Source organism: Mesorhizobium sp. M4A.F.Ca.ET.020.02.1.1, from assembly GCF_004022645.1.
In the GTDB taxonomy this organism is placed as follows: domain Bacteria; phylum Pseudomonadota; class Alphaproteobacteria; order Rhizobiales; family Rhizobiaceae; genus Mesorhizobium.
Map to the genome: position 1 here is coordinate 1 of NZ_RZOI01001158.1, position 1,107 is coordinate 1,107.

General features: G+C 62.3%; 1 protein-coding gene. It reads left to right on the plus strand.

Annotated features, from left to right (window positions below; translation table 11 throughout):
• Positions 1 to 1,045, plus strand: a 1,045-nt coding sequence (locus EN742_RS35665) for a 3-isopropylmalate dehydratase large subunit (RefSeq protein ID WP_128333922.1), incomplete at its 5' end; no start/stop codon positions are given.
• Positions 1,046 to 1,107 lie beyond the last annotated feature (62 nt).

Genomic DNA, 1,107 nt, shown 5'->3' on the forward strand with positions numbered 1-1,107 from the left:
GCCCGGAATGACGATCGTATGCGGCGACAGCCATACTTCGACGCACGGGGCACTGGGCGCGCTCGGCTTCGGTATCGGCTCCTCGGAAGTCAGCCATGTCTTTGCCACTCAGACCTTATGGCAGCGCAAGCCGCGCACCATGCGCGTGACGGTAAATGGCTCGGCCAAGCCTGGTGTCGTCGCCAAAGACATCATCATGGGCATTATCGCGTCGATCGGGGTCTCGGGCGCCGCTGGCCATGTCATCGAATATGCCGGCGCCGCCATTCGAGACCTTTCCATCGAAGGGCGCATGACGCTCTGCAATATGTCCATCGAGGCGGGCGCCCGAGCCGGCATGGTCGCTCCGGACGCGAAGACGCTCGCTTATCTCAAAGGCCGTCCTTTCGCCCCAAAGAATGAGGCATGGGACCAAGCTGTTGCGAAGTGGACTGCGCTTTCGAGTGATGCTGATGCCATCTTCGACAAGGAGGTCATCCTCGACGCAGGTGCACTCGCCCCCATGGTATCTTGGGGGACGAGCCCGGAAGATTCCTCGTCGATTACCGATCGCATTCCAAATCCGGGCGATGTCGCCGATCCGCTGAAGCGCGCCAGGATTGAAAAAGGGCTTTCGTACATGGGACTTAGCGCTGGCACCTTATTGGAGGGTCTCAGGGTCGATCGCGTCTTCATTGGATCATGCACAAACGGCCGGATCGAGGATCTGCGGTCCGCGGCATCGGTTCTGAAGGGCAGACGTGCCTTGGTGCCGACTCTTGTCGTTCCAGGCTCCGGTCTCGTGAGGGCGCAGGCCGAGGCGGAAGGCCTCGACCGCATCTTCCTCGAAGCCGGCTGCGAATGGCGCTACGCCGGTTGCTCCATGTGCCTGGCCATCAATGGCGATGCCGTGCCGAGCGGCGAGCGTTGCGCCTCCACCACGAACCGCAATTTTGTGGGACGGCAGGGGCGCGGCGCTCGCACTCATCTGATGAGCGCGCCGATGGCCGCGGCGGCGGCCGTCAGCGGCTGTCTGGCCGATGTGCGTCAACTGATGGGAAACTGACATGGAACGCTTTGGCTCCGTAACTGGCGTTGCCGCTCCTATCGAAGGCGCGGACATAGACC